The sequence below is a fragment of the Saccharothrix sp. CB00851 genome (assembly GCF_001905065.1).
Classification (GTDB): domain Bacteria; phylum Actinomycetota; class Actinomycetes; order Mycobacteriales; family Pseudonocardiaceae; genus Actinosynnema.
Window position 1 is genome coordinate 156,295 of record NZ_LWLC01000014.1, and the last position, 6,511, is coordinate 162,805.

The following is a 6,511-nucleotide window of genomic DNA, read 5'->3' on the forward strand; positions in this document are numbered from 1 at the left end:
GGTGTGGCCTTGACGGTTCGGCGACGGCGTTGACGCTCCTATAGTTGTCAAGCGGCCTGTGCGGTAGTCGGGCGAGTTCCTCAACGCGGCCTTCGACCGGCTGGGTGATGCGGCTGACGCAGCAGCCACCTCGGTGCCACACTCGTGCCCCACGACCCGCGCGGCTGGATGAAGGGTGTCACATGGCGGATCCGCTGACCTTGGCTGTCGTCGGCGCTGTCGCGCTGACCGAGGGCGTGCAGTTCCTCTACGCCCAGGCTGGCGAGGCGCTTGAGGCCCGGCGCGAATCGCGCAAGTCCGAGGTGGAGTTGGATCCGCCGGACGTGTTCGAGAAAGCGCCTTGCCGCGCGCGGGTCGACCTCGCCGCAGTCGGTCGGCTGGAGCGGGATCTGCGCGAACTGCGATCGGCCTTCGCCGAGGTCCATGCCGGCGTGGACGAGATCGATGCTGGCGACCTCGACACCCTCGAACGAGTCGAAGCCCTACGCCGGGCGCTGGAGACTGTCTACCACGCGCCCTTCACGTTCCGCGGTGAGCCGGCGCGGGCAGCAGCGGTCGCGACCGCGCACGGTGAGGTCGATGTGGATGAGGTGCTGGGCCATGTGGCCGGTCTACGGGCGCGGAAGGTGCTCGGCGGATCCGTCACCGGCAGCCTGCGAGCCGGTCGAGTGGCGGGCGGGGCGCGCGCGGTCGGCGTCGAAGTCGACCGGATCGGGTAGGCCGTGGCGGAGTTCGCCGGACGGCAGTGGCTATTCAGTCGCCTGGCCGCATGGGAGCGCGGCGACGCGCGGGTCCTGCTGATCGAGGGGCCGCCGGGAAGCGGGAAGACGGCGTTCGCGGAACGGCTCGCCGAAGCCGGCGGGCTGGCGTACGCCCATTTCTGCCGCAGCGGCAAGACGTCCACGACCAGCCCGCTCACCTTCGTCCACGATCTCAGTGAGGCTCTGGCCGCCCGGGACGAGAAAGTACGGCGGGCGCTGCTCGAGGCCCACCCGGTGCGGGTGAACGCGGTCGGCGCCGTGCAGGTGCGGGAAGTGCATCCGGGTGCCGAGGTCAGCGGCGTCCACGTCGACATCACCATGCACCGCTATCCGGCCACGCTGGCGTACGAGGAGCTGGTCCGCAAGCCACTCGAACGGGCTGGCAGCACCTCCCCGACTGTGCTGGTTGACGCACTCGACGAGGGCGCCGAGTTGGGCCTCGACAGCATCGCCGAGCTGCTGTCGCAGGTTGTCACCGACACCGCTCCCGGCGGAGTGCGCTTCGTGCTCACCTCCCGCAGCGCGGACCCTCGGGTCGACGACCGGTTCCCGGACGCGGAACGGATTCACCTGGTCCGCGACGCCCCGCCCGGCGAGCGGGACCTCCGCGACTTCCTCGTCGTCCGGCTGGCCGCGATGCCGGAACGGGAACGGCAGGTTGCCGTCGACCGGATCGCCGGGGCCGCCGGCGGGATCTTCCTGTATGCCCGGCACGTCGCCGACACGCTGCTCGCCGATCCTGCGGCTTGGTCGCGGGTCGAGAGCGTTCCGCTGCCCGGCTCCCTGACCGAGGTGTATGGCAAGTTCCTGACACGGTCGCTCGTCCGAGACGAACAGCAGCCGGCATGGCGGGAGCGCCTGCGTCCGGTACTCGCGCTGCTCGCGGTGGCTCGAGGCGACGGCTTGCCGGAGTGGCTCCTCGCCGCGGTGTCCGGGTTGGCACGGCCCGAGGCCCACGACGCCGTCACCGACTGCCGGCAATTCCTGGAGATCGGTGTGAACGACCGGATCCGGATCTTCCACGAGTCGTTCCGCGAGTTCCTGCTGAGCACCTCGCCCTACCCGCTCTTCACCGACGACGCCCGCGACGCGCTCTGCCGTCATCTCCTGCTGCACCACGCACCCGACTGGCGGAGCGAGGACGACCGGTATTCCGTGGAGAACCTTCCTCGGCACCTCCTGGACTCCAGCACCCCAGGACAAGCAGCGACCCTGCTCACCGACTTGGCGTTCGTCGAGGCCAAGATCGCGGAGTTCGGCGTGCCCGCGCTGATGCGCGATCTGGCAACGGCCGCCGGCGAGGTGCCCGCCGCGGAGGACGCAGGTCGGCTGCGACAGCTGTATGACGTGATCGACCGGTCCGCGTACCGGCTGTGGACCGACCCCGCCGGGGATCGGCCCGGCCGCGTCGGCCAGCAGCTCCTGCTGGCGGTGCGAGACCGGGAGCACGCCTGGATCGCCGAGCTCGCCGAACGCCACCTCGAGCAGATCGGCACGCCCTTCCTGCGCACCAAGTGGCACGTCCGATCAGAGAGCCCTGCACTGCTGCGTACCCTAGCCGGCCACCGGGACGGCGTGGTGTCGGTCACCACCGACGCATCGAGCAAGCGGGCACTCTCGGCCTCGGCCGACGGCACGGCCCGGCTGTGGGACATCGGGACCGGCGAGCCGCTCGCGGTCCTCGGCCCGCATGCTGCGGGCCTGGTCACGGCCGCGTTCGTCCGCGACGAGACCGCGATCCTGACCGCGGCCACGGACGGTTCGCTGGGCGTGTGGGACGCGCGCACCGGTGAGCTCATGGATTGGCACGACGTCGAAAGCGGCATCGCGGTGGTGGAGGTCGCCGGCGACGGCAGCTCATGTCTGGTGGGTAGCCGGGAGGGCACCCTGCTCAGCTGGGACTTCGCCACGGCGCCCGATGAACTGCTCCCGGCCGCGGCGTCGGCGATCTCCCTGATCCGCGCGGACGACCGTGTCGTCGTCGCCGGCACGGCCGGCGGCGAACTCCACGTGTGGCGGGCCGATGACCGCACCTATCTGGGCGTGCTGACCGGCCACACCGATCGCGTGTCCGGGCTACGGCTGGTCGGGCAGATGCGCGCGGTCTCGATGAGCGCCGACGGTTCGCTGCGGTGGTGGGACCTCGCGTCGCTCACCTGCGTGCGCGAGATTCGGCCGGATGGGGTGAGCCAGTACTACGACCTGGCCTGGGTGCCCGGATCGCCCGTCGTCCTGTGCGCGGGCAACGCCTGGTCGGTGGATGTGTACGACGTGCTCACCGGCGATGCGCTTGAGCGGATCCGTTCGGACAACCTGCTTCCCATGGTGCTCGCCATGGCACCGGATGGCACGACCGCTCTGGCGACCTCCGTCGAGGATCGGCGGATCCGGGTCGTGGACATGGCTTCGCGGGAGGTGACTGGTGAGCTATGCGGGCACGGCGACCTGGTGGATGGCGTCTGCGTCACCGCGGACTCCCGGCTCGCCCTCACGGTGTCGCACGACCGCACCGTGCGTGTTTGGGATCTCGCTGCTGCGAGCGGCGATGGCTTCGACGGTCACGGTGCGGCTGTCCGCGCGATGTCGGCCGCGCCGCACCGCAATCTCCTGCTCTCCAGCAGCTCCGACGACACGCTCCGCGGGTGGGACCTGGAGACGGGCGAGCCCCGGCTGTTCTTCTCACGGATCCAGCAGTTCATCTACGCGATCGATGCCGCCGCGTTCGAGAACTTCGCTCTCGTCGGCGACCAGCGCGGCGACCTCCTGCTCTTCCCGACCGGCGACGACGCGCAACTGACCGCGCTGGACTACAGCCGCGGCGCCCCGCCTTCCGCCATTGCCGAGACCGAACGCGGGGTCAGCTCGATAGCCGTGTTCTCGAATCTGCGGCTGGTCGTGTCGGCGCACTGGCACGACAGCGACGTGCGCGTGTGGAACCTGCTCGGCGGTACCCGGCTGGTGCACACCCTCTCCGGGCACACGAAAGGGGTGTGGCGACTCGCGGTGCTGCCCGGTGGGCTCGTCGCGAGCGCGGGTCAGGACGGCGTCATCCGAGCCTGGGACGTCGTGGCGGGCACGTCCGCCTTCACGCTCAGCGGCGGTGACGACGCCGAGGTTCTTGCGCTCGCCGCCGACCCCAGCGGGCGCTTCCTACTGGCTGGCTGCGCCGATGGGACGCTGCGGCTGTGGGACGTGACAGAACGGCGCGAGCTTCGGCGGATCGCGGCGCATGACGCCGAGGTGATCGCCGTGGCGTGGCCGTCGCCCGGCGTGGCGTACTCGTCGGGCAGCGACCGACGCTTGGTCGAATGGGCCGTACCGGAATGCACGCAGACGATCGCCGTCGACATGGGTTCGGTGATCACCACCGTCGCGGCTGCCGGCGGCGCCGTCTGCTGCGGCACGCTCGCGGGCGAGGTCTTCTCCCTCACCCGCGTCCCGGCTGTGGAGTACCCAAGCGGCTTCCAGGGCGACGACCGGTTCCAACTTCCCAGCCCTCCCGCGGCCCGGCGCCGCTGGCTGCCAAGACGGCCGCCCGCCTGACGTCCCTCTTTTCCTTTCGCGTTCTCGACCATCCGGTCACCGCGGATGCCCGACGGGGACGCTGTCGCCCGACCGGCTCGGGAGGTCCGTCGTGAGGCGGAGATCGCCGTTGTCACCGGGGACACATGCTGCCTCGCGGTCCGCGGTGCCCAGGAACTCGCCGATGCAGCCGGCGAACTGCCGGTGGCCTTCGCTGTTGGGGTGGAACGACTGCACGCTGGCGTGCTCGGCCCGTTCGGCGTCGCCGAAGGAGTCCCAGTCCAGGGTGAGTCGGGTGAACCACTCGCTGCCGGGGTCGTCGCCACCGGTGCACGCTTCGTGACCGTGCCCGGCCCGGGACAGGTCGAGGAAGCGGGCGTCGGCGCGTTCGGCCGCCTCGCGCAGCGCGTCGGACAGGCTGCTCACGGCGTGGTCCCGGATCCACGCCAGGTCCTCGCTGTGGAACGGGCAGGCGCTGAGGTTGCGCAGCTCCTCCGGGATGCCGGGGGCCAGCGGTGAGGCGTAGGAGAGCTGGATCAGCTGGTAGCTGTCCTTGCCGTACCCCGCCTCGGCCAGGACGGACCGGATGTCGCCGAGCGCACGGCTGATCTTGGGGACGACGGCGTCCAGCCGTTGCCACCAGTCCTGCTTGATCGCTTCGCTGCACGGCGGGGCGAGCCGGAGGCGGGCGTACAGGCAGTCCGACATCAACCGGGAGAAGCCGGGGTCGTCGTTCGCGCCGACGGAGACCACCACAGCGGCGATGCGATGGAGCCCCGCGAGCTCGCGGAGCCGGTGGGTCTGACTGGACTCGGTCCACTGCGTCGTCCCGTCCAAGAGCAGGTCTTCGGTGGACGCGCCGGAACAGGCCAGATTGATCCGCGCCTCCACACCGGCCACCTCGAGCCGGTGGACCACGGCGTTGGCGGAGCGGTGGCACCAGTTGCCGTTGACACCGTCGGTCACGGTCTCGTACGCGCCCGCACCCTCACCCGACAGGATGCTGTCGCCCAGCGTCACCACCGTCAGCGGTCCAGCCGGGGCCGTTGTCGGCTGTCCGGAGTCGCTCGGGCGATTCCAGGGGCGCACGACCACCACCAGGATGCCCGCGACGAGAACCAGCACCGAGGCCCCGATCAGCCAACGCCCACCTCGACCCGTCATGATCACATCCCTTCGCTCGCCGCTGCCGGCTCCGGATCCGCACCCGGCGGCTACCCCTGAAGCCTGCGAAGGATCGAGTGATGGTGCTCTGTATGGCAATCGCAAGCTTCCATCGAACGCGACGGGCACCTGGTTCCCGGTGTGACCGAGCTGGTTCCACGATCGGTGGCTTCTGCCCATGAGCGCCACGCTGTTCGAGGAGAACGGGTAGGAGCTTCCGGACGGTGGGGACCTGTGCACTGTCGTTGTTCTCGATGTCGAGCGTGTCCTCGAGGACGTCGGTTTCGGGGTGAGCGGAACCGGGCGTTGCGCTGTGGGCGCTGCCGCTGTCGCCACCGGATGACGACTCTGGCCTTGGACGTTCACTCGTTCGAGGGGTTTGGGTGACATCGTGGCGAGTGGTCGCACCCCTCGCCTTGCGGTTGCGTGACGGTCCCACCCGTTCGTCGTCGACGGCGTGGAGGAGGGTAGCCGGATGTATGAAGCGAGCATGCCTTCTCGCCACAGCGGCGGCGTCGCTGATGGCGCTCACGTCCTGTTCCGAGGACGTGGATCAAGCCAGCACCATGGGCAGCAACGAAGAAGTCGGGACCGTGAAACTGCGCAACGTCTTCGTCGAGGCCCCGCCCGAGATCAAATACCAGTACGACCCCGGCGACGAGGCGATCGTGCGGTTGGAGCTCTTCAGCGAGGCTGACGACCCCGCCACCCTGGTGTCCGTGCGCACCGACCTCGCGCAGCGGGTGGAGATGCTCGCCGACCCGGACTGCGACGGTGATCGCGAGCAGGTGTCGAGCATCCCCGTCCCGCCCGAGGGCGCGGTGAACGAGCCCGGCAGCCTCCACTCCGCCTACCACCTCAAGATCGTCGACTTCAACCGCGAAGTCCTCGCCGGTACGACCGTCCCGCTGGTCTTCACCTTCCGGGACGCGGGAGAGGTGACCGTCGAAGCGATGGTGGAGGCCACCGACGACGGCGATGTTCCTCCTCCTCAGACGTGCCTGCCCATCGCGGAATACAGATCTTGAAAGGCCAGCATTACGGTGGTTCCGGTTCGAGGTCCA

The 6,511-nt window shown here is 69.9% G+C and carries 4 protein-coding genes; 3 read left to right on the forward strand and 1 reads right to left on the reverse strand.

The features are described 5' to 3' along the window. Positions 1 to 182: 182 nt before the first annotated feature. Both A6A25_RS16610 and A6A25_RS16615 read left to right on the forward strand, forming a co-directional pair. The gene (locus tag A6A25_RS16610) at positions 183 to 719 is read left to right on the forward strand and encodes a hypothetical protein (protein WP_073890879.1); all 537 of its coding nucleotides are present in this window, start codon (positions 183 to 185) and stop codon (positions 717 to 719) included. Positions 720 to 722: 3 nt separating this feature from the next. Then, the gene (locus tag A6A25_RS16615; RefSeq protein ID WP_073890880.1) at positions 723 to 4,304 is read left to right on the forward strand and encodes a WD40 repeat domain-containing protein; all 3,582 of its coding nucleotides are present in this window, start codon (positions 723 to 725) and stop codon (positions 4,302 to 4,304) included. 36 nt (positions 4,305 to 4,340) lie between these two features. Here the strand turns inward: A6A25_RS16615 and A6A25_RS16620 are convergent, their stop codons facing one another. Then, positions 4,341 to 5,447: a GDSL-type esterase/lipase family protein gene (locus A6A25_RS16620; RefSeq protein WP_198932730.1), complete on the reverse strand. Its 1,107-nt coding sequence runs from the start codon at positions 5,445 to 5,447 to the stop codon at positions 4,341 to 4,343. A 398-nt stretch (positions 5,448 to 5,845) separates the two neighbouring features. Here A6A25_RS16620 and A6A25_RS16625 point away from each other — a divergent pair, with 398 nt between their 5' ends. Continuing rightward, entirely contained in the window at positions 5,846 to 6,475 is a 630-nt protein-coding gene (locus tag A6A25_RS16625) for a copper chaperone PCu(A)C (RefSeq protein ID WP_143193207.1), read from the forward strand. The last annotated feature ends 36 nt before the right edge of the window (positions 6,476 to 6,511 follow it).

Excerpts from the sequence above, each read along its gene's own strand:
- A6A25_RS16610 (WP_073890879.1), top strand. The coding sequence starts at position 183 with ATGGCGGATCCGCTGACCTTGGCTGTCGTCGGCGCTGTCGCGCTGACC.
- A6A25_RS16620 (WP_198932730.1), bottom strand. The coding sequence starts at position 5,447 with ATGACGGGTCGAGGTGGGCGTTGGCTGATCGGGGCCTCGGTGCTGGTT.